18 protein-coding genes are annotated in these 19,391 nt (G+C 71.7%); 6 read left to right on the forward strand and 12 right to left on the reverse strand.

Going from position 1 to position 19,391, the window contains the following annotated elements; translation table 11 throughout:
• Positions 1 to 95 precede the first annotated feature (95 nt).
• The 4 genes from AC5P09_RS17615 to AC5P09_RS17630 all read left to right on the forward strand — a co-directional run bounded on the left by AC5P09_RS17615 (position 96) and on the right by AC5P09_RS17630 (position 4,630).
• Positions 96 to 1,769 (forward strand): cellulase family glycosylhydrolase, encoded by a 1,674-nt coding sequence (locus tag AC5P09_RS17615; RefSeq protein WP_493874818.1) that lies wholly within the window; start codon positions 96 to 98, stop codon positions 1,767 to 1,769.
• A 222-nt stretch (positions 1,770 to 1,991) separates the two neighbouring features.
• Positions 1,992 to 3,503: a purine-cytosine permease family protein gene (locus AC5P09_RS17620; RefSeq protein WP_493874819.1), complete on the forward strand. Its 1,512-nt coding sequence runs from the start codon at positions 1,992 to 1,994 to the stop codon at positions 3,501 to 3,503.
• Positions 3,500 to 4,072, forward strand: a complete 573-nt coding sequence (locus tag AC5P09_RS17625) for a cysteine hydrolase family protein (RefSeq protein ID WP_493874820.1) — start codon at positions 3,500 to 3,502, stop codon at positions 4,070 to 4,072. The genes AC5P09_RS17620 and AC5P09_RS17625 overlap by 4 nt, the downstream gene beginning before the upstream one ends.
• Before the next feature lie 156 nt (positions 4,073 to 4,228).
• Positions 4,229 to 4,630: an SseB family protein gene (locus AC5P09_RS17630; RefSeq protein ID WP_493874821.1), complete on the forward strand. Its 402-nt coding sequence runs from the start codon at positions 4,229 to 4,231 to the stop codon at positions 4,628 to 4,630.
• A gap of 58 nt (positions 4,631 to 4,688) precedes the next feature.
• Here AC5P09_RS17630 and AC5P09_RS17635 read toward each other — a convergent pair whose 3' ends face one another.
• The 9 genes from AC5P09_RS17635 to AC5P09_RS17675 form a co-directional block, all read right to left on the reverse strand.
• Positions 4,689 to 6,065, reverse strand: a complete 1,377-nt coding sequence (locus AC5P09_RS17635) for an FAD-binding oxidoreductase (RefSeq protein WP_493874822.1) — start codon at positions 6,063 to 6,065, stop codon at positions 4,689 to 4,691.
• 66 nt (positions 6,066 to 6,131) lie between these two features.
• On the reverse strand, positions 6,132 to 7,298 hold the full coding sequence (locus AC5P09_RS17640; protein ID WP_493874823.1) for an acyl-CoA dehydrogenase family protein: 1,167 nt from the start codon (positions 7,296 to 7,298) through the stop codon (positions 6,132 to 6,134).
• Complete coding sequence (locus AC5P09_RS17645; protein ID WP_493874824.1) at positions 7,295 to 8,293, reverse strand: ABC transporter substrate-binding protein; 999 nt, start codon at positions 8,291 to 8,293, stop codon at positions 7,295 to 7,297. The genes AC5P09_RS17640 and AC5P09_RS17645 overlap by 4 nt, the downstream gene beginning before the upstream one ends.
• A 10-nt stretch (positions 8,294 to 8,303) precedes the next feature.
• Entirely contained in the window at positions 8,304 to 9,401 is a 1,098-nt protein-coding gene (locus AC5P09_RS17650; protein ID WP_493874825.1) for an LLM class flavin-dependent oxidoreductase, read from the reverse strand.
• 23 nt (positions 9,402 to 9,424) lie between these two features.
• The gene (locus tag AC5P09_RS17655; RefSeq protein ID WP_493874826.1) at positions 9,425 to 10,390 is read right to left on the reverse strand and encodes an ABC transporter substrate-binding protein; all 966 of its coding nucleotides are present in this window, start codon (positions 10,388 to 10,390) and stop codon (positions 9,425 to 9,427) included.
• Positions 10,387 to 11,103 (reverse strand): ABC transporter ATP-binding protein, encoded by a 717-nt coding sequence (locus tag AC5P09_RS17660; protein ID WP_493874827.1) that lies wholly within the window; start codon positions 11,101 to 11,103, stop codon positions 10,387 to 10,389. Before AC5P09_RS17660 ends, AC5P09_RS17655 begins: the two co-directional genes overlap by 4 nt.
• 5 nt (positions 11,104 to 11,108) lie before the next feature.
• The gene (locus tag AC5P09_RS17665) at positions 11,109 to 11,990 is read right to left on the reverse strand and encodes an ABC transporter permease (protein ID WP_493874828.1); all 882 of its coding nucleotides are present in this window, start codon (positions 11,988 to 11,990) and stop codon (positions 11,109 to 11,111) included.
• Positions 11,987 to 12,826, reverse strand: coding sequence for a sulfurtransferase (locus AC5P09_RS17670; protein ID WP_493874829.1), 840 nt, complete (start codon positions 12,824 to 12,826; stop codon positions 11,987 to 11,989). Before AC5P09_RS17670 ends, AC5P09_RS17665 begins: the two co-directional genes overlap by 4 nt.
• On the reverse strand, positions 12,823 to 13,593 hold the full coding sequence (locus AC5P09_RS17675; protein ID WP_493874830.1) for an alpha/beta hydrolase: 771 nt from the start codon (positions 13,591 to 13,593) through the stop codon (positions 12,823 to 12,825). Before AC5P09_RS17675 ends, AC5P09_RS17670 begins: the two co-directional genes overlap by 4 nt.
• Before the next feature lie 341 nt (positions 13,594 to 13,934).
• On the opposite strand from AC5P09_RS17675, the gene AC5P09_RS17680 reads away from it, so the two are divergent.
• On the forward strand, positions 13,935 to 14,783 hold the full coding sequence (locus AC5P09_RS17680; protein WP_493874831.1) for a LysR family transcriptional regulator: 849 nt from the start codon (positions 13,935 to 13,937) through the stop codon (positions 14,781 to 14,783).
• Positions 14,784 to 14,802: 19 nt separating this feature from the next.
• Here the strand turns inward: AC5P09_RS17680 and AC5P09_RS17685 are convergent, their stop codons facing one another.
• The 3 genes from AC5P09_RS17685 to AC5P09_RS17695 form a co-directional block, all read right to left on the reverse strand.
• Positions 14,803 to 15,189 carry a MarR family winged helix-turn-helix transcriptional regulator gene (locus tag AC5P09_RS17685; RefSeq protein WP_493874832.1) on the reverse strand — a complete coding sequence of 129 codons (387 nt, stop codon included), beginning with the start codon at positions 15,187 to 15,189 and terminating at the stop codon, positions 14,803 to 14,805.
• A gap of 49 nt (positions 15,190 to 15,238) precedes the next feature.
• Positions 15,239 to 15,583: a VOC family protein gene (locus AC5P09_RS17690; protein ID WP_493874833.1), complete on the reverse strand. Its 345-nt coding sequence runs from the start codon at positions 15,581 to 15,583 to the stop codon at positions 15,239 to 15,241.
• Between the two features lie 156 nt (positions 15,584 to 15,739).
• Positions 15,740 to 16,771 carry a LacI family DNA-binding transcriptional regulator gene (locus tag AC5P09_RS17695; protein WP_493874834.1) on the reverse strand — a complete coding sequence of 344 codons (1,032 nt, stop codon included), beginning with the start codon at positions 16,769 to 16,771 and terminating at the stop codon, positions 15,740 to 15,742.
• A gap of 198 nt (positions 16,772 to 16,969) precedes the next feature.
• On the opposite strand from AC5P09_RS17695, the gene AC5P09_RS17700 reads away from it, so the two are divergent.
• A complete protein-coding gene (locus AC5P09_RS17700; protein ID WP_493874835.1) occupies positions 16,970 to 18,991 on the forward strand; it encodes a beta-galactosidase in 2,022 nt (673 codons plus the stop codon).
• The last annotated feature ends 400 nt before the right edge of the window (positions 18,992 to 19,391 follow it).

The following is a 19,391-nucleotide window of genomic DNA, read 5'->3' on the forward strand; positions in this document are numbered from 1 at the left end:
ATGTCTTGACGTGTACTTGGCATAGTGGCTTCATGGGAGCGCTCCCACGACACTACTGATGCCAGAGTTCCTCGGCGCTCACCCCTGGAGTCGCAGTGAGAACAGCAAGAAGTACGACACGAAAGGACCCACTGGCCCGTCTGCTGACCGGCCTCGCCGCACTGCTCGGACTCGTCGTCCTCGGCGTCCTCTGTCCGACCGTCGCCCTGGCTCAGGCCGAGCCCCGGGCGCCCGGCGCCCGGGCCACCGGCCTCCACATCAGCGACGGCCGACTGCTCGAAGGCAACGGCAACGACTTCGTCATGCGCGGCGTCAACCACGCCCACACCTGGTACCCGGGCGAGACCCAGTCCCTGGCCGACATCAAGGCGCTGGGCGCCAACAGCGTCCGGGTCGTCCTCTCCGACGGCCATCGCTGGACCGAGAACAGCCCCGCCGACGTGGCGAACGTCGTCGCCCAGTGCAAGGCCAACCGGCTGATCTGCGTCCTGGAGGTGCACGACACCACCGGCTACGGCGAGGACACCGCGGCCGGCACCCTCGACCACGCCGCCGACTACTGGATCGGCCTCAAGGACGTGCTCGCCGGCGAAGAGAACTACGTCATCGTCAACATCGGCAACGAGCCCTGGGGCAACACCAACCCCGCGGGCTGGACCGACCCCACGATCGCCGCGATCAAGAAACTGCGCACCGCCGGGTTCGAGCACACGATCATGGTGGACGCCCCCAACTGGGGCCAGGACTGGCAGGGCGTCATGCGCGCCAACGCCCAGTCCGTCTACGACGCCGACACCACCGGCAACCTGATCTTCTCGATCCACATGTACAGCGTCTACGACACCGCCCAGGAGATCACCGACTACCTCAACGCCTTCGTCGACGCCGGACTGCCCATCCTCATCGGCGAGTTCGGCGGGCCCGCCGACCAGTGGGGCGACCCCGACGAGGACACCATGATGGCCACCGCCGAGCAGCTCGACCTCGGCTATCTGGCCTGGTCCTGGAGCGGAAACACCGACCCGATCCTCGACCTGTCGATCGGCTTCGACCCCGACAACCTCAGCTCGTGGGGTCAGCGCATCTTCCATGGCGCGAACGGCATCGCCCAGACCGCCGAGGAAGCCACCGTCTTCGGCGGCGGAAACCCGGGGGACACCCAGGCCCCGACCACGCCCGGCACCCCGACCGCCTCCGCGGTGACGGCCACGTCCGCCGCCCTCTCCTGGACCGCGTCCACCGACAACGTTGGCATCGCCGGCTATGACGTCGTCCGCGTCAGCGGCAGCACCGAGACCAAGGTCGCCGCCTCCGCCACCAACTCGGTGACGGTGACCGGCCTCACCGCCGACACCGCGTACACCTTCGCCGTCTACGCCCGGGACGCGGCCGGGAACCGCTCGGCCCGCTCGGCCACGGTGAACGTCACCACCAGCAGCGCCCCGGCCGGGACCTGCTCCGTCGCCTACCGCGCCACCAACGAGTGGTCCGGCGGCTTCCAGGGCGAGATCGTCATCCGCAACACCGGCACCACCGCCATCAGCGGCTGGACCCTCGCCTTCGCCTTCACCAACGGGCAGACGATCACCAACATGTGGGGCGGGACCCCCACCCAGACCGGCGCCACGGTGAGCGTCGCCCCCGCCTCCTACACCTCCACCATCCCCGCCGCCGGATCGGTCACCCTCGGCTTCATCGCCGCCAAGGGCGCCACGAACACCGCTCCGACCGCGTTCACGCTCAACGGCTCGGCCTGCACCACCGCTTGACCCCGTGCCGGAACCGGATTCCTCGTCCGGCAGTCGTCATGGACGTGCGCACAGCGCGTCCATGACGACTGCCGGACGACTGTCTTGCCTCCTCAATGCAGCCTCGCCCTCACCGCCGGGGATGATCATCGATCTCGAACGGTATGCAAGCGACGACCGTTCGCGTCACTCTTGACCTTCCACCCCGCCTCCGCCCGACAGGTACAGACAGGCAGGTCGACGATGGCAGAGTCTCCGAAGGTCGAGGGTTCCACCGTAGGAAGAGCCCCGAGCCGACAACTCCAGGTGGAGACGCACGGGCTCGACGTGATCGGCGACGCCGAGCGCAAGGGCACTCCGCGGACGCTGTTCTGGCCCTGGTTCGGGGCCAACATCTCCATCCTCGGGCTCAGTTACGGCGCCTTCGCGCTCGGCTTCGGGATCTCCTTCTGGCAGGCGCTCGTCGCCGGAGTGATCGGCATCGTCTTCTCGTTCCTGCTGTGCGGTTTCGTCGGTGTCGCCGGCAAGCGCGGCTCCGCACCGACGATGGTGCTGAGCCGCGCCGCGTACGGAGTGCGCGGCAACCGTCTGCCGTCGGTGGTCTCCTGGATGCTCACCGTCGGCTGGGAGACCGTGCTGTGCTCCCTCGCCACCATGGCGACCGCGACCGTCTTCGGCCGGCTGGGCTGGGGCGGCGGTACGGAGACCAAGGTCGTCGCGCTGATCGTGGTCGGCGCGCTCACCGTCGTCGGCGGCGTGATGGGCTTCGACCTGATCATGCGGCTGCAGACCGTCATCACCGTGGTCACCGGCGTCCTGACCCTCGTCTACATCGGGCTCGTCGCGGACCACATCCACTGGAGTACCGTCAGCGCCGTCCCGGCGGGCTCCGCGCAGGAGTTCATCGGCGCGCTGGTGTTCATGATGACCGGCTTCGGTCTCGGCTGGGTCAACGCCGCCGCCGACTACTCCCGCTATCTGCCCCGCACCTCGTCGAGCCGGGGCGTGGTCGGCTGGACCACCTTCGGCGCGTCGGTCGCGCCCCTGCTCCTGCTGGTGTTCGGGCTGCTGCTGGCCGGCTCCTCCACCGCGCTCAACGCGGCCGTCGCCGCCGACCCGATCGGCGCCCTGACCACCATCCTGCCGACCTGGTTCCTGGTGCCGTTCGCCGTGGTCGCGGTGCTCGGCCTGGTCGGCGGCGCGGTCCTCGACATCTACTCCTCCGGCCTCGCCCTGCTCTCCGCGGGCCTGCGGGTGCCCCGCTATCTGGCCGCCCTCGTCGACGGCGTCCTGATGATCGCGGGCTCGGTCTACATCGTGTTCGTCGCCGACGACTTCCTCGGCCAGTTCATGGGCTTCCTCACCACGCTGGGCGTCCCCATCGCCGCCTGGTGCGGCATCATGCTCGCCGATCTGCTCCTGCGCCGCCGCGACTACGACGAGGGCGACCTCTACCGCCCGCGGGGCCGCTACGGCGACGTCCCGCCCACTCCGCTGCTGCTCACCCTCGCCGCCACCGCCCTCGGCTGGGGCCTGGTCACCAACTCGGCCGCGAGCTGGCTGGAATGGCAGGGTTATCTGCTCGACCCCCTGGGCCTCGGCGGCAAGTCCGGTTCATGGGCGTACGCCAACCTCGGCGTCCTCGCCGCCCTCGCGATCGGCTTCCTCGGCACCCTGGCACTGGGGCGCGGGCGGGTGCGTGAGCAGGAGGCGAAGGCGCCGAGTCCGACGGTGGACGAGGGGGCGGTCGCGTGACCACCGACCGCGAGAACAGCGGGCGTACGATCACCGGCCTGCTCGCCGTCATCGACATGCAGCGCGTCTTCGCCGACCCTGGCAGCCCGTGGGCGGCCCCGCGCTTCACGGAGGCCGCAAAGGGCGTACGCCGACTGCTGCCGGCGTTCGGAGACCGCGTCACGTTCACCCGCTTCCTGGCCCCCGACAAGCCCACCGGCGCCTGGCGGACGTACTACGAGCAGTGGCCTTTCGCCCTCCAGCCGCCCGACGCCCCGCTGTGGCAGCTGACGGACGAGTTCGCCGCCGGGGCACGGCACGTGCTGGACGCTCCCACCTTCGGCAAGTGGACCCCCGCACTCGCCGCCCGCCTCGGCCCCGAGGGCCGCCTGGTCCTGGCCGGGGTCAGTACCGACTGCTGCGTCCTGTCCACCGCCCTGGCCGCCGCCGACGCGGGAGTGGAGGTCCTGGTGGTGTCCGACGCGTGCGCGGGCGCGGACGACGCCTCGCACACCAGGGCTCTTCAGGTGATGGACCTGTACGCGCCGCTGATCCGTGTGGTCACCGTGAAGGATCTGACCGGAGACTGACGAACGGAGACACCCGGTGCGGCTGAGCCCTTCCGTGATCTGCGGAGAACCATAGGAATGCTCCGGCCGCGGTCGGGTACGCGAGCAGGACCGCACCTGGGGCGATCTTGCCCCGGGCGGGCCGCACGACCGCCGCTACCAGGGGAATCATCAGCCATGGAAACACCCGCGTACGACAACACCGCCACACCGGCCCGGCGGGCGCTGGACGCGCTGGCCGAGAACACCGAGGACACGGCGGCGCTGGCGACCCTCGCGAGCAGCGAGGTGCTGGTGCCGGTGCCCGACGATGCCGCTCAGGAGGAGGCCGGTGATTCCAGCGTGGTGGCGCTGCCGGTCCTCGAGCAGCCGGACGGCGCTCCGGTGGTGCCCGTGTTCACCTCCGAGCCGGAGATGGCCGAGCTCCTTCCACACGTCTCCCGCTACCGTCTGGTCCCGCTGGGCGCCCTCGCCGCGCAGTGGCCGGCCGACGACCTGTCCCTGACCATCGACGCGAACTCCGCGCATCCGCTGACGCTCACCTCGGAGGGCGTCCGCACCCTGCTGGCGAGGCCGTAGGGACGTACCCGAACGGGCCCGGCCACCGTGGAGCGGCAAGGGGAGCGGCCGGGCCCGCTCACAGACACTTTCCGGGGTTCAGGATCCCCCGGGGATCGAACACCTCCTTGAGCCTGCGCTGCAACGCGTGGGCCGCGGGTCCGAGCTCCTCGGCGACCCACTGCCGCTTCAGCAGTCCCACCCCGTGCTCGCCGGTCAGTGTCCCGCCCAGCCGCAGTGCCAGGGCGAAGATCTCGCCGGCCGCCTCCCACGCGGCCTCCGGCAGCCGGTCCAGGGACGGGTCCACGACCACGATCGGGTGCAGGTTGCCGTCCGCCGCGTGGGCGAGGGTGAACACGGGCACGTCGTGGCGGGCGGAGATCGCCCGTATCTCGCGGACCGCCTCGGCCAGCCGGGAGCGCGGGACCGCGATGTCCTCGATGAGCGGGCGGCCCAGCCGCTCCAGCGCGGGCAGGGCGAGGCGGCGGGCGGCCAGCAGAGCCTCGGCCTCGGCGGGGTCCTCCGTGGTCTGAACCGTCGTGGCCAGGGGAGCCATCAGCCGGGCCACCGCCGCGGCCTCGGCCGCCGCGCCCGCGCCGTCGCACTGCACCACCAGCAGCGCGGCGCCCCGCTCCCGCAGCGCCGGGTCGATGGCGTGCAGCACAGGCCCGTCGACCAGCTCCGCCAGCGCGGGCTCGACCCCGGCCCGGGTGATCGCGTACGAGGCCTCGGCGGCCTGCTCGAAGGAGGCGAAGTAGGCGGCGAGCGTGGCCGTCGCCACCGGGACCGGCCTCAGGCGCAGTGTCGCCGAGGTGATCACCGCGAGGGTGCCCTCCGAGCCGGTGAGCAGGGCGGTCAGGTCGTAGCCGGTGACCCCCTTGACGGTACGGCGGCCGGTCCTGACCACGGTCCCGTCGGCGAGAACCGCCTCCAGGCCCAGGACGCTGTCTCGGGTGACCCCGTACTTCGCGCACCGCAGGCCGCCCGCGTTGGTCGCGATGTTCCCGCCGATGGTGGACAGCGCCGCACTCGCCGGATCGGGCGCGTACCGCAGTCCGTGCGCGCCTGCCGCCCGGTCCAAGTCGGCTGTGATGACCCCGGGTTCGACGACGGCGAGCTGGTCGTCGGGGTCGAGTTCGAGGATGCGGTTCATCCCGGAGAGGTCCAGGACCAGGGAACCCTCGCTCGCCGTGGCCCCGCCCGACAGACCGGTCCCCGCGCCGCGTGGCACCACCGGCACGTGCAGCGCGTGCGCGTGCCGGAGGGTGACGGTCACGTCCTCCGTCCGCCGGGCGTGCACCACGGCCAGTGCCTCGCCGTCGGGCCGGCTGCCGGAACGGTCGGTGGCGTGCGCGGCGAGCACCGCCGGGTCCGTGCTCAGCCGGTCGGGCGGCAGATCGCGGGCGAGGAGCCCTAGGAGCCTGGCGGAGGCGGTTCGTTCCGGTGCGGTCGTCATCGGTCCAGCACCTTCGTTCCGGGTGTGATGGTCATCGTTCCAAGGCCTTCATGTCGGGGCTGATGGTCATCGGTCCAACCCCTTCGTCTCCGGTGCGGCGGCCACTGGTTCGTCCAGCACCTTCGTTCCGATCGCGAGCAGTGAGATGTCCTCCTGGGGCGCGTGCACGGGCGCGCACTGGATGTCCCGGAAGTGCCGCTCCAGCGGGTTGCCGCGGGCCAGCGCCGGGTTCCCCAGCAGCCGTACGGCCAGCTCCACCGCCCGCACCCCGTGCCGGTCGGCCAGCACCCGTGCGCCCAGGGCCTGTTCGGGGCTGTACGAGCTGTCCCCGGCGCCGACCTTCGCGGCCCCGTCGAACACCAGCTGCTCGGCGGCGGCGAGCAGCACCTCGATCTCCCCGGCGGTGCGCCGGAAGCGCTCCGTACGGGCCACCGGACGGCCCAGGTTGGCGGGCACACGGCTGCGGGCGAAGACGTGGAAGAAGTCCTGTGCGGCGCGCGCGACGCCCAAGTAGAGCGCGGCGAGCGGCAGATGAATGGCCGCGCCCGCCCGGTTGTCCTGTTCGGCGGCCGGACCGTGCGGGCCGATGCCGACGACGTGCTCGTACGGGACCGGCACGTCCCGGAACGTCACGTCGTGGCTGCCGCTGGCGCGCAGCCCCAACTGGTCCCAGCGGCCCGTGATCTCGATGCCGGGCGAGCCGCCGGGCACCAGAAAGGTGCCCACACGCGGCTCCGGCTCGTCGGTGCTCGCCCACACCAGGAACCAGTCGAGCCCCTCGGCGCCGGTCACGAACCGCTTGGTGCCGTTGAGGGACCAGCCGTCGGCCGTGCGCCGCGCGATTGTGGCGGGCAGTCCGCCCCGGGCGGGGGAACCCAGGTCGGGCTCCACGCGCGCGTGGTTGATCAGAACGGGACGCTCGAACGACTCCTTGACCACACGCGCGTACAGCTCCTCGGGCCAGTGCGGCGCGGCGGCCTGCCGGGCATGGGCGGTCAGCGTCATCGCGGTGATCAGGGCGACGGACGGGTCGGACCGCCCCAGCGTGTGCAGGATGCGGGCCGTCTCCTCGACGCCCGCACCCCGGCCGCCGTACCGCTCGGCGATCGTGGCGGTGAGCAGCCCCTCCTCGTGGGTGATCCGGAGGGACGCGGCAGGAAAGGCGGCCGAACGGTCGTACTCGGCGGCGAGTTCGGCGAGTTCGGCGAGGCGGTCGGTCACGGGGCCGGTCACAGGGCTTTCCTCAGGTCGGCGTTGAGTGCGGTGGACCAGAACGACTTCACGTCCAAGTGCTCCTTGAGAGCGCCGAGTTCGGTGAAGACGTCGGCGACCTTCTGCTGCGAGGCGATGGTGTCGGAGCCGACGGTCCGGGCCTGTGTCGGACGCTGGGCCTGGGCGTCGACGAGGTCCTTCTTCGCTTGGGCGAGGGGCTGGTGGGTGGCGTTGGCGGTGACCTGGGCGAAACCGTCCTCGCGGCCGTCGCGGACATAGGCGTACGCCTTGGTGATCCGGGCGATCAGATCGGCCGCGGCCGCCTTCTGCTGCGGACTCTTGAGAACGCTGTCCCGCGCCGACCACAGGAAGTTGCCGGAAAGGATGTCCTTGCCCGAGCCGACCGTCGTCGCGCCCTGCTGGTGGGCGGTGATGATCGAGGTGCCGTAGGAGGCGAAGGCGTCGATGCTGCCGCCGTTGAGGGCGGCGAGGCCGTCGTTGGGAAGGAGGGGTTTGGCGTCGACGTCGGACCACTTCAGGCCCGCCCGCTTCAGCAGCTCGTACAGGAAGTAGTGGGCGGTGGTGTTCTTGACGTAGCCGACCTTCTTGCCCTTGAGGCCGGCGATGCCGGTCACCTTGGAGCCCTTGGGGACGACGACCTCCTGGTTGAGGGTCGCCCCGCGCTGCACGGCGACGACCTTGAAGTTGGGGTCGCCGTCGGCGGCCGCGAAGATCGGCGGGATCTCGCTGGAGGAGGCGAGGTCGAGGGCTCCGGCGCGGATCGCCTGGAGCTGCTGGTCACCGCCCTGGAACTGGCTCCACTTCACCTCGTAAGGGGTGTCGTCGAGACCGGCGTACTTCAGTACCGCCTCTTCGAGCTTCCAGCCGGTGGCGCCGACCCGGAGGGTGACGGAGGGCGAGGATCCGGCCTGTGCCTGGGTCCCGCACGCCGCCACGAAGGGCAGGAGCAGGGCGAGAGCGGCGGCGGACGTGCGGAGGGTGCGACGGAACAACACGGGATCTCCATCAGGCGGCTTGGGTGGTGGCGCGGTGGGCGAGCTCCTGACGCACCAGCGGCAGGACGTGACGGGCGTAGTCGATGGCGTCGTTGAGCGGGTCGTAGCCCCGGATCGACAGCAGGTCGCAGCCGATGTCGACGTAGTCGAGCAGGGCCTTCGCCACCGTCTCGGGCGAGCCGACCAGCGCGGTCGAGGCGCCGGCCGCGTTGGTGGCGACCGCCGGGGCGGTCCACAGGCAGCGGTCGTGGACCTCGCCGCGCTCGGCGATGTCCAGCAGCCGCTGCGAACCGACGTTGGCCGGGCGGCCGGTGGTGCGGTAGTGGCGCAGCAGTTCGGTGTTGCGGGCCTGGTCCTTGAGCACGCCCAGGGTGCGGTGCGCCTTCTCCCAGGCCAGTTCGTCGGTGGGCGCGATGATCGGGCGGAACGACACCCAGATACGGGGGCGGGGGCGCCCGGCGGCATCCGCGATCGCGTTCACCGCGGCGATCTGGTCGGCCGTCTCCTTCAGCGGCTCACCCCACAGCCCGAAGATGTCGCCCTGCCGGCCGCCGACCCGGTACGCGTCCTGGGACGAGCCGCCCACCGAGATGGGGACCAGCCCGTTCACCGGCTTGACGTCGGAGTAGTAGCCCTCGAACTTGAAGTGCCTGCCCTCGTGCGAGACGGGCCCGTCGGCCTGCCACACCTTCCGCAGGATCTGGATGTACTCGTCCGAACGCTCGTACCGCTCCGCCTTGCCCAGGTAGTCGCCCTCCCGGCGCTGCTCCTCGTCACTGCCGCCGGAAATGATGTGCACGGTCAGCCGGCCGTCGCTGATCCGATCGAGGGTGGCCAGGGCGCGGGCCGCGTGCGTGGGGAAGACGACGCCCGGCCGGTGCGCCAGGATCGGGCGGATCCGCTCGGTGTGGGTGGCGACGAACTGGGCGACCTGGAAGGCGTCCGGGGACGCCGAGTGGTAGGCGACGAGGGTGTGGTCGAAGCCGCCGTCGTCGAGGGTGCGGGCGTACCTGCGCAGGTGGTCGGGGTCGAAGCCGGTGCGGCTCGCGGCGGCCGGACCCGAGGCCGCGGCGTCGGTGTGGACGGCGCTGATGAACTCGACAGGCATGGGCAACTCCCTGGTGGTTGCGGCTAGTTGAGAAGGGACGTGTCGGCCGACTCCGCCACGTCGACGTTCGGGTCGAGGACGCCGATGCTGTTCATGAGGTCGGCCACGCCCTGGACGGTCGTGTTCACGTCGTCCGTGATCGGCAGGACCTTGCTGTACGCGGCGGAGGCCAGTGTCTTGGCGACGGAGGCGTCGGCGCCGTTGCGGGTCTCGATGGCCTTGGCGTACGCGTCCTGGTGCGTGCTGGTCCACTGGAGGGCCGTACCGAGGCGCTTGAGGAAGTCGGTGAGCGCGGCCTTCTTCGGCGAGTCCGCGAGGGCCTTGTCGGAGGCGTTGATGAAGCCGATGCCGCTGACCCGGCCGTCCCCGCCGTCCACGAGCAGCTTGCCGCCCTGTTCCAGGGCGACGGCCTGGTAGACGCCGAAGATCGCCCAGGCCTTGATCTTGCCGGAGGCGAACGCGGCCTGCGCGTCGGTCGGCAGGAGGTACTGGACCTTGACGTCCTTGTAGCTGAGGCCGTTCTGCTTCAGGACGTTGGCGAGCAGATACTCGGAGATGCTGCCCTTCGCCGAGGACACCACGACCTTCTGGCCCTTGAGGTCCTTGACGCTGTCGATGCCGGAGTCCTTGTGGACGACGAGGCCGACGTGCCTGCCGTCGTTCTTGAGCGCGGCGACGTTCTTGACCTGCACGCCACCGCTGAGTGCCTGGAGCGCCGGCAGGTCGGCGGAGTACCCGGTGTCGGCGGCGCCCGCCTGCACGGCCTGGTAGAGGGGTGCGGCACCCTCGAACTCGGCCCACTTCACCTTGTACGTGGCGCCCTTCAGGGCGTCCGACGCCGCGACGATGGTCTGGAGGGTCTTGGCCTGGTCGCCGACGGTGAGGGTGACCTGTTTCGACGAGGCGTCCGCCGAGGAGTCCGCGCCGCAGGCGGTCAGCGCCAGCAGGGCGGAGAAGCTCAGCGTGGCTGCTGCGAATCGGCGTGTCACGAGGGGGTTCCTTCCAGGGTGCGGGTCACGCCGAGCCAGTCCAGGAGGCGGGCGCGCAGGGTGACGAACTCGGGGGTGGTGAGGTCGCGGGGGCGGGGCAGGTCGACGGTCAGCTCGTGGGCGATCCGGCCCTCGTCCATCACCAGGACCCGGTCGGCGAGCAGCAGCGCCTCCTCCACGTCATGGGTGACCAGGAGGATCGCGCAGCCGTGCCGCTGCCACAGCTCGGCGACCAGCTGCTGCACCCGGCCGCGGGTGAGCGCGTCGAGGGCGCCGAACGGCTCGTCCAGGAGCAGCAGTTCGGGCTCGCGCACCAGGGCGCGGGCCAGGGAGACCCGCTGGGCCTGGCCGCCGGAGAGGGTCTTGGGCCAGACGGCCGCGCGTTCCGCGATGCCCACCTCGTCCAGGGCCTTGCGGGCGAGTTCCCGGTCCGGGCGGCCGGGCAGCCCGAGGACCACATTGCGCCACACCTTCAGCCAGGGCAGCAGCCGCGGCGACTGGAAGGCGGCACTGCGGCGGGCGGGCACGGTGACCTCGCCGCCGATCTCGTCGTCGAGGCCGGCGAGGATCCGCAGCAGCGTCGACTTGCCGCAACCGCTGTGCCCCAGCAGGGCCACGAACTCGCCCTCGCGGATGTCGAGGTCGAGGTCGTGCAGGACGGTGTTGCCGTCGAAGGCCCGCGAAAGCCCCCGTATTTCCACACTGTTGGCCATGACGCTCACGCCTCGCCCTCGAAGTTGGCGCGCCAGGTCAGCAGGCGGCGCGAAAGGATCCGTACGGCGAAGTCGCAGGCCAGCCCGAGCAGCGCGTACACGACGAGGCACAGCACGATGACGTCCGTACGGAAGTACTGCTGGGCGTTGCTCATCAGATAGCCGAGCCCCGCGTCCGCGTTGATCTGCTCGGCGAAGACCAGGGCCAGCCACGCGGTCGACAGCGCGTACCGGAGTCCCACGAGAGCCCCGGGCAGCGCGCTCGGCAGGATCACGTACGTGATCAGCCCGAGCCGGCCGAGTCCCATCATCCGTGCCGCCTCGACGAGTTGGGAGTCGGTGGAACGGATGCCGCCGTAGATGTTGAAGTACAGCGGGTAGGTCACGCCGAGCGCGACCAGCGCGATCTTCGGGGTCTCCTCGATGCCGAACCAGACGATGAACAGGGGGATCAGACCCACCCAGGGGATCGCCCGGAACATGCCCATCGAGGAGTCGATGACGTCCTCGCCGAGCCGGAACAGCCCGGCCAGCAGGGACAGGCTCAGGGCGACGGTCGCGCCGATCAGGAAGCCGGCGGCCGCCCGGCGGCCCGACGCGGCGATGGCGTCGGGCAGTTCGCCGCTCTTGGTGAGCTCCACGGCCTGGCGGACCACGTCCACGGGGGAGGCCAGCACGGTCTCGGGGAGGACGCCGGTGGCCGAGGTGAGGAACCACAGGAGGACGAGGCCGACCGGGCCCGCGGAGCGGCGTACGGAACGGGGGACGGCGAGGCGGCGACCGGTCTTGGCGGTGCCGCGGATGGTGACGCGGCTCGGCACAGGGGCTCGGTCCGTGGGTTCTGCCTGGTGCGGCAGGACGGCCGGGTCCAGGGGTTTCGTCGTCATGGGTGGTTTCCCTTCGCGGTCGGGCGGGCCGGATCGGCGGACCAGGCGGACCAGGAGCCCGGGAACAGCACCGCCTCGAACCCGGCGAGCTCCAGCGCGGCGATCTGGTGGGCGGCGGTGACGCCGGAGCCGCAGTACACCCCGATGCGCGACGCCCCGGCGGCGCCCTTCTCCTCGAACCGTTCGCGCAGCTCCTCGGGAGGCAGGAAGGTGCCGTCCGCCGCGAGGTTCTCGCCGGTGGGGGCGGAGACCGCGCCCGGGATGTGTCCCGCCCGTGCGTCCACCGGCTCCACTTCGCCGCGATACCGCTCGGCGGCCCGCGCGTCCAACAGCAGCCCGGACACGGCGAGTTCGGCGGCGCCGTCGGCGTCGGTCACCGGCAGGGCGCCCGGCTTCAGCACGACGTCGCCGGGCGGCGGGTCGGCCGGGATCCCGGACTCCAGCGGCAGCCCGGCCGCCCGCCAGGCGCCGAGCGCACCGTCCAGGAGCGTGACCTGGGCGAGACCGGCGTAGCGCAGGAGCCACCAGGCACGAGCGGCGGCGGTGTTGCCCAGGTCGTCGTGGACGACGACCCGTCGGTCCTGCGTGATGCCCCACCGGCGGGCCGCGTCCTGCAGGTCCGCGATCCGGGGCAGCGGGTGCCGGCCGCCCTCCGGGCTCGGTGGCGCGGCCAGTTCCGCGTCGAGGTCGACGTAGACCGCGCCCGGGAGGTGGCCCTCGGCGTAGTGGTCGCGGCCGTGCGGATCGCCCAGCGCCCAGCGGACGTCGAGAACGACCGGGGGAGCGTCGGAGGCGAGCAGGTCGCGGAGTTCGGAGACGGTGGTGGTCACGGTCATGCCGGGCCTTCCGCGATCGCGGGCAGCTCGGAGGAGAGGCGCAGCCGTTCCAGGAAGAGCACGACGGTGGCGGCGGCCGTGCGGTGCAGCGCGTCGTTGAGGACGTCGTGCCGGCCGCCGTTGAAGGTCACGGTCCGCACGTGCGGGTGTCCCGCGTACGCGCCCACCGCCTCGGCGAGAGGACTCACCGTGTCTTCGCGGCCATGCAGGGCCAGTACGGGAACGTGCACGAGGTCGAGACGCAGTTCGGGCAGGTCCGGGTGTTCGTCCAGGGCCCCGCGCCGGAAGGCGGTGTCGTTCGTGAGGCGGGACCGGTGGGTGGGGCAGGCGGTGCGGGCCTCGATCTCGGACTCCCAACTTCCCGAGGACCAGGGCGTGGTGGGCAGGCCCGCCAGGATCAGCGCGTCGAGGCCCGGGGTCTGCTGGGCGGCCAGCTGGGCGGCGTAGCGGGCGCCCGTGTCCGAGCCGACCAGCACCTTCGGGCCGGGCAGCGACTCGTCGGCAAGCAGTTTCGCCGCCTGGTCCAGCACGGACGGATCGGCGGACGGGTCGCCGAGGGCACGGACCCGATAGGCGTCGAAGGCGAGCCGGCGGCCGAACCGCTCGTACACACCGCCGTGTTCACCCCGTCCGGCCAGCACGATCAACGTGCCGCGCGCGGCGAGGCCTTCGGGTTCGTCCCAGGAGAAGGAGTCCCCGGAGGAGGAATCCGAGGAGGAGTCCGAGGAGGAGTCCGAGGAGGAGTCCGAGGAGAAGGATGAGGGCATGGGGGCAGCTCCCGTTTTCGGGCAGGGGCATGGGTGTTTCCGGGCAGGGGACGCGCGCGGAAAAGGGCAGCCGACAGCGACTGTCACGTGTCAGCGAGGAGGAGACGTGATCAAGTCGGCTTGCGGTCAGACGCCGGTGAGCGGCGGGAGGTCAGCGACAGCGCGCGCTGCACGCCACGCCGAAGTCGATGACTCGGCGCTGCGTCAGAAGGGCAGCAGAAGCGGTCGCGTGCAACATGGGCCCATCATGACCGGCGGCGGCGGACCGCGTCCAACGACGATTCCGCATCGAAACCGATCAGACATCGCGATCGGTCCTCCGGGGCCGCTACTGTCACGGCATGTCCCAACCCGTCCTCGACATCGTGGCCCTGCGCAGTCTGACCGCGATCGCCGACTGCGGCGGCTTCCACCGCGCCGCCCGGACCCTGTCCCTGAGCCAGTCGGCGGTCAGCCAGCACGTCCGCAAACTGGAGAAGATCCTGGGCGGGCCCGTCGTCGAACGCGAGGGACGCGGCACACGGTTCACCCCCGAGGGCCGCCGGCTGCTGGAGCAGGCCCGCCGTGTCCTCGCCGTCCACGACGAGGCCGTACGGACACTGCTCGAGTCCGACGGCGACACCGTCACCGTCGGCTCCACCGAGCACGCCGCCGACCAGTTCCTGCCCCGGCTCACCGCCGCCGTCCAGGAGGTGCGGCCCGGCTGCCGGGTCCGGTTCCGCATCGACCGTTCCGCACGCCTCGTGGAGGCCGTGGAACGCGGCAGCGTCGACGTGGCGGTGTACGTCACGGAGGCCGCCGCCACCGAGGGCACGCCCGTCGGCGGTCTCCCGCTCACCTGGCACGCCGTCCCCGGCTGGGAGCCGCCGCCCGCACCGGCCGCCGTCCCCCTGGTCGCCATCGAGGACCCCTGCGCCATCCGCCGCCGGGCCATCGCCACCCTCGCCGCGCGGGGCGTGCCCGCCACGGTCGTCGGCGACGCCGGCTACCTCGCGGGTGTGCTCGACATCGCCCGCACCGGCCAGGGCGTGGCCCTGCTCGCCGCCGTGGGCCCCGCCCCCGACGGGCTGACCCCGTACGAGGGGCTTCCGGCGGTCACGCCGATCCCGATGAGCGCGCTGGCCCGTCCCGGGGCGGATCCGGCGACGGTGGAGGCGGCCTTCGCGGCCGTGCGGGATCTGCTGCGCTGACGCGGGGTGCGGAGCGGGATCAGCCCAGCGTCCGGGCCAGCACCTCGCGCTGCAGTGGCAGCACCTCGGCGTGCAGGTCGCGTCCCTTGCGGGTGAGGGCGACCCACACGCCCCGCCGGTCCTCCATGCAGACCGAGCGCTCCACCAGACCGTCCTTCTCCAGGCGGCCGATGAGGCGGGACAGCGCGCTCTGGCTGAGATGCACCCGTCCGACGAGGTTCTGCACCCGGCACAGGTCGCCCTCCTCGGGCGTCTCGGAGGCGAGGACGTCGAGCACCTCGAAGTCGCTCGCGCCCAGCCCGTGGGGGTGCAGCACGCGGTCGATCTCGCACATCGTGCGCGCGTGCACCGACAGGATGTCCCGCCACTGTTCTTCGAGCCGGGTGCCGGCCGCGTTCACTGCCATACACCGAATGTTAATGCGTGTGCATCGACATGCGGACGGGGGAAGCGGCTCAGGCGTCCTGGACGAGCCCGACGAGGTTTCCGTCGGCGTCCTTGACCGAGGCGATCATCCTGCCGCCGCCGACCTCCTGGACGTCCTGGAGCAGCTCGGCGCCCGCGTCGAGGAGGGCGGCGAGCCGGCCCCTGATGTCGGAGACGTGCCAGTAGGGAACGGGACCGGTCATGCCCTTGGCGTGTCCGTTCGGGTCCAGGCCGACATCCTGGCCGGCGTCCTTGAAGCCGACGTAGTAAGGCTCGTTCGCGTAGGGCTCGCTCTCCAGCAGGGCGCTGAACAGGGCCTTCGCCCGGGCGACGTCCTTGACGGGGTAGACGATCGTGTTGAGGCCGGCGGTCATGGCGTGTGCTCCTCGGTGGTGCGCGGACCGACGGATCTCGTCGGTGATCTCACGCTAGGCCGGGGGAGCGGGAGCCGCTTCTTCGATCCTGACCGGTTGCCCCGCACCGCGCGAGCACCGCTGTTGCCGCGTATCCGGCACAGCTGAACGTGCCCCTCAGGTGGACTCCCGCTTCACCAACTCCGTGGGCAGAATCACGGCCGCCGCGTCCTCGCCGCCGATCTGCGCCAGCAGCACCCGGACCATCTCGGCGCTGATGCGGTCCCAGGGCTGCCGGATCGTCGTCAGTTCGGGCCGGGAGGCCAGCGCGGCGGGGGAGTCGTCGAAGCCGCCCACCGCCACGTCGTCCGGCACCCGTCGCCCCGCCCGCGCCAGTGCCGTCAGTACGCCCTGCGCCATCAGGTCGGAGGCGACGAACACGGCGTCCAGGTCCGGGGTCCGGGCGAGCAGCCGCTCGGCGCCCGCCTCGCCGCTGGCCCGGCTGTAGTCGCCCGAGACGACGAGCCGCTCGTCGATCGCGACGCCCGCCTCGGTGAGCACCTCCTTGTACCCGGCGAGGCGCTCGACACCGCCCGGTGTGTCCAGCGGGCCGGTGACCACGCCGATGCGGCGGCGGCCCAGGGACAGCAGGTGGCGCACCATGTCCCGGGCGCCGTCGCGGTCGTCCGCGGCCACGTAGCTCACCCGGGACCGGAGCCCGATCGGCTTGCCGCACGCGACCAGCGGCACACCCGCCTCGCGCAGTTCCTCGGCGATCGGGTCCCCGGAGTGGCTGGAGACGAGCAGCACCCCGTCCACGTGCCCGGCGGTGATGTACCGCGTGATGCGCCGCCGCTCGTCCTCGGTCCCGGCCAGCATCAGCAGCAGCGGGATGTCGTGCGCGGCGAGGGCCTGGGTGCAGCCGCGCAGCAGGACATTGAAGTTGGGGTCCTCGAAGAACCGCTCCTGCGGCTCGGTCAGCAGGAAGCCGACGGAGTCGGAACGTCCGGTGATCAGCGAACGGGCGTGCCGGTTGACGACGTAGCCCGTCTTGCGGATGGCGGCGTTCACGGCCTCCTGGGCGGCGGGACTGACGTAGTGCCCGCCGTTGAGCACACGTGAGACCGTGCCGCGTGAGACCCCTGCCTCCCGCGCCACGTCGTGGATCGTCGGCGCTCTGCGTCGGCCCCCCGCGTTGTTCATGGTCATGACTTTAAGGCCCTGGCGGGCGGATGGCGGCCGCCCTGACCACGGTAGGTCCCCGAGGTCCGGCGACGGTATGTGATCGTGCACAGCACGCCCGCCATCCGAGTACTTGGCAAGGCTCACCCTCGTACGGTTATCTTGGGCCGCGCGCTGCTGACGCCGTGTGTGCACGTTCCCAACCACCAGAAACGGGAGAGACCCATGCCGGAGACCACCCCCAGGGGCCTCACCAGGCTTGCCTTCGGCGGGGACTACAACCCGGAGCAGTGGCCCGAGAGCGTCTGGGAGGAGGACGTACGGCTGATGCGGGAGGCCGGTGTCACCATGGTCAGCGTCGGGATCTTCTCCTGGGCGCTCTTGGAGCCCGCACCCGGCACGTACGACTTCGGCTGGCTCGACCGGCTCCTCGACCTGCTGCACGACAACGGCATCCGCGTCGACCTCGGCACACCCACGGTCGTGCCCCCGGCCTGGTTCTACCGCGATCACCCCGACGCGCTGCCCGTCACGGCCGACGGCATCCGCCACGAGTTCGGCTCCCGCGGCGCCATCTGTCACAGCAACGCCGACTACCGCGCGGCCGCCGCCGGCATCACCACCCGGCTCGCCGAGCGCTACGCCGGGCATCCCGCCCTGGCCATGTGGCACGTGCACAACGAGTACGGCGTCCCGGTCTCCGCCTGCTACTGCGACTCCTGCGCCGCCCACTTCCGCTGCTGGCTGGCCACGACCTACGGCACCGTCGAGGCCGTCAACGAAGCCTGGGGCACCGCCTTCTGGGGGCAGCGCTACGCCGACCTCGGCCAGATCAACCCGCCGCGCACGGCGCCCACCGTCGGCAACCCGGGCCAGGCGCTGGACTACAAGCGGTTCGCCGACGCCACCATGCGCGAGAACTTCGTGACGGAGCGGGACATCCTGCACCGCCTCTCGCCCGGCATCCCGGTCACCACCAACTTCATGACCGCGCTCAGCCAGTGCGACTCCGTCGACTACTGGGCCTGGGGCCGCGAGGTCGACCTCGTCACCAACGACCACTACCTGATCACCGACGGCCGCCGCACCCACGTCAACCTCGCGATGGCCGCCGACCTCACCCGCTCGGTCGCGGGCGGCGCCCCCTGGCTGCTGCTCGAACACTCCACCTCGGGCATCAACTGGCAGCCCCGCAACCCCGCCAAGGCCCCCGGCCAGATGGCCCGCAACTCCCTCGCACACGTGGCGCGCGGCTCCGAGGGCGCCATGTTCTTCCAGTGGCGCCAGTCGAGGCGCGGCGCCGAGAAGTTCCACTCGGCGATGGTCCCGCACGGCGGCACGGACACCCGCGTGTGGCGCGAAGTGGTCGAACTGGGCGCCTCGCTCGACTCGCTGAGCACCGTCCGAGGCACCCGCACCGCCGCCGACGTGGCCGTCCTGTGGGACTGGCAGTCCTGGTGGGCACAGAACCTCCAGTGGCGCCCGAGCGAGGCCCACGACCCGCGCGAGCGCGCCGACGCCTTCTACGAGGCCCTCTACGACCGCCACCTCACCGTCGACTTCGCCCACCCGGAAGCCGACTTGTCGAGGTATCCCCTTGTCGTCGTGCCCGCGCTGTACCTCACGACCAAGGCGGCGGGCCACAACATCACGGAGTACGTCGAGAACGGCGGCACCCTCGTCGTGTCGTACTTCTCCGGCATCGTCGACGAGCACGACGCCGTGCACGAGGGCGCCTACCCCGGTGCGCTGCGGGACGTGCTCGGCCTGACCGTGGAGGAGTTCTCGCCGCTGCTCGAGGACCAGCTCGTGCGCGTCGCCGGCCCCGACGGCTCGGAGCTCGCCGCGGACGTGTGGACCGAGTTCGTGGTGCCGCGCGGCGCCGAAACCGTGTGGACGTACGCCGACGGTCCGGCCGCCGGCCACCCGGCCGTCACCCGGCACCGCCTCGGCGAGGGAACCGCCTGGTACGTCTCCACCCGGCTGACCGCCGAGGGCCTGGACGCGCTGCTGGGCTGGGCCGTCGAGGACGCGGACCTCAGCACCCGCGCCGACCTGCCCCGCGACGTCGAGGTGGTGCGCCGCACCGGCGAGTCCGGCTCCTACCTGTTCGCGATCAACCACACCGCCACGGACGTCAAGGTGCCGCTGGACGCGAACGGCACCGAACTGCTGACCGGTGAGCGCGCCGCGGGGGGCCTGGCGGTCCCGGCGGGAGCCGTCCGCGTCGTACGACTCGACGGCTGAACCGACTCCCCTCCGCCCGTGCGAGCGCACGAGCCGCGGGCGGAGGGGGCTTCTCACCGTTCCTCTGGACTGAGCGGGAGTGAGTCCGCTCAGCCGCACGCCCCGAACGGTCTTGGGCGCACTGGTCCCCGGCGTACTCAACCCCGGGGCGGCGACACGCATCCTGTGCGTGGTCCGATCCCGGGAGGCCAGCTCCCTGCGCGATCTGGCCGGATGGGCACGGCCAGAGGCGACGGGGAGGCCCTGAACCATCACTCCGGTGGAGCAGGGGCCCCGCACGCCGGCACCGCACCCGGCGTCCCAGATCGCAGGATCACCGTAGCCCGAACGGCCCAGGGCGCCGCAAGCCAGGGCGCCGATCATCACACGATCGAGCTAACTCGACCTCGTGCACGCTTCA

This window comes from Streptomyces sp. a15 (assembly GCF_059026085.1).